This window comes from Massilia sp. UYP11 (assembly GCF_050434805.1).
Lineage (GTDB): Bacteria > Pseudomonadota > Gammaproteobacteria > Burkholderiales > Burkholderiaceae_D > Telluria.
Window position 1 is genome coordinate 1 of sequence record NZ_JBNDJE010000059.1, and the last position, 1,312, is coordinate 1,312.

Here is a 1,312-nt window from a genome sequence, read left to right on the forward strand (position 1 = left end):
TGAACCGCCCCGGCTTTCGTGGAGGCCGGTTAGTGTGAGTCAGGCCGGGATAGCCTGACTGCTCAACTGCTTGTAATAGTTTGCCTCAGCTTCGGCCGGCGGTATATAGCCGAGCGGTTCCAGCAGGCGATGGTGGTTGAACCAGGACACCCATTCCAGCGTGGCCAGTTCGACGGCCTCACGTGTTTTCCAGGGAGCGCGGCGGTGGATCAGTTCAGCCTTGTAGAGCCCGTTGATGGTCTCGGCCAAGGCGTTGTCATAGCTGTCGCCTTTGCTGCCCACAGAGGGTTCGATGCCGGCTTCTGCCAGGCGCTCGCTGTACTTTATCGACACGTATTGAGAACCGCGGTCGCTATGATGGACCAGCTCGTTTCGTTCGGGCTGGCGTGCGTACAGCGCCTGCTCCAGCGCGTCGAGCACGAAGTCGGTCCGCATCGAGCTGCTTACCCGCCAGCCGACGATGCGTCGGGCGAAAACGTCGATGACGAAGGCCACGTATACGAAACCTTGCCAGGTCGAGACGTACGTAAAATCGCTGACCCACAGCTGGTTCGGCCGTTGCGCCTTGAACTGGCGGTTGACCCGGTCGAGCGGGCACGGTGCCTTGGCATCAGCAACCGTGGTACGTACAACCTTGCCTCGCACAACTCCGCTCAGGCCGGCCATGCGCATCAAGCGTTCGACCGTGCAGCGGGCTACATCGGTTCCCTCACGCCGCAGCTGGCGCCAGACCTTGTTGGCGCCGTAGACCTGCAGGTTTGCTTGCCAGACCCGTTCGATGTCGGCAATCAGCACGTCGTCGCGCTGAGCACGCGCGCATCTCAACTCAGGGTTTCGTTGCTGCGCTGCGTAACGCCAGTAGCCTGACGGCGCGACCTGCATCACCCTGCAGATCGGCTCGACACCGTAGGCATGGCGGTACTGGTCGATAAACGCCCTCACGGCTTGAAGCGGCGGTCGAGCTCCGCCTGGGCGAAAAACGCACTCGCCAGACGCAGGATCTCATTTGCCTTGCGCAGCTCGCGCACTTCTCGCTCCAGGGCCTTGATGCGCTCTTCTTCAGCAGTGGTCGGGCCTGGGCGCTGGCCGGTATCGCGCTCTTGCTGGCGTACCCAGCGGCGCAGCGTTTCAGGCGTGCAGCCGATCTTGGCCGCGATCGACGTAATGGCCGCCCACTGCGATTCGTACTCGCTGGCAGCTTCGCTGACCATGCGCACAGCGCGCTCGATGACTTCGGGGGAATACTTCGGTTGCTTCTTCATAGCTCCATTTTCTCAAAGAATGGAGCCTCTACAAAACCCGGGGCGGTTCA

At 61.8% G+C, this 1,312-nt stretch carries 1 protein-coding gene and 1 other annotated feature; the gene reads right to left on the minus strand.

Annotated elements, in window-relative coordinates; translation table 11 throughout:
• Positions 1-39 precede the first annotated feature (39 nt).
• A protein-coding gene (locus ABIB38_RS24155) for an IS3 family transposase (protein WP_429207345.1) occupies positions 40-1,262 on the minus strand; the annotation gives its coding sequence in 2 pieces (ribosomal slippage) (positions 40-974 and positions 974-1,262; 1,224 coding nt in all).
• Positions 868-984: a sequence feature (AL1L pseudoknot), on the minus strand. Its footprint overlaps the gene before it by 117 nt.
• Positions 1,263-1,312 lie beyond the last annotated feature (50 nt).